The organism is Bradyrhizobium sp. Ses1 (assembly GCF_059512365.1).
This window is the reverse complement of record NZ_JCAMOQ010000205.1, coordinates 1-567: the sequence shown is the minus strand read 5'-3', so window position 1 is coordinate 567 and position 567 is coordinate 1. Positions and strand designations below refer to the sequence as shown.

Sequence of the window (567 nt, the reverse complement as noted above, 5' to 3'; positions counted from 1 at the left end):
TGCGGATTCCGAGATGATGGTGCGCACCGTACCGAGTTGATGGCGCGCAGGGTTCCGAAATGATCGCGCGCAGCATTCCGAGCATTCTCCGCGCAGGATTCCGATTTGATCGCGCGCAGTTTCGGATGGTGTGAGGCCTGATCGTTGGGCCATTTCTCCGGCTGGAAACAGCTTGGAGAATTGGATGCCGACGAGGAGGGTTATCATGCGCCAGGTGCGCGAGATTGTGAGGTTGAGCCTTGAGGCTGGGCTCTCGACGCGCGTGGTTGGCGAGCGTGTCGGCGTCGGGCCGACGACGGTACGTGACACGCTGAAGCGGTTTGCGCGCGCGGGTCTGGCGTGGCCCGTCCCGGAAGCGATAAGCGACGCCGAGCTGGAGCAGCTGCTGTACGGGGTGCCCGGCGTGAAGCCGGGTCGCCGCAAGGTGGCCGAGCCTGACTGGTCCGTTGTTGCCCGCGAGCTCAAGCGCAAGCACGTGACCTTGCAGGTGCTGTGGGACGAGTACATTGCGGACCATCCGGACGGGTACCGGTATAGCCGTTTTTGTGACTTGTTCCGCAACTGGGA

Annotated in this window: 1 protein-coding gene; it reads left to right on the top strand. The window is 63.1% G+C overall.

Going from position 1 to position 567, the window contains the following annotated elements; all coding sequences use genetic code 11:
- Positions 1 to 205: 205 nt before the first annotated feature.
- On the top strand, positions 206 to 567 hold a 362-nt coding region (locus tag AC5ZG5_RS46385; protein ID WP_496165590.1), incomplete at its 3' end, for a helix-turn-helix domain-containing protein.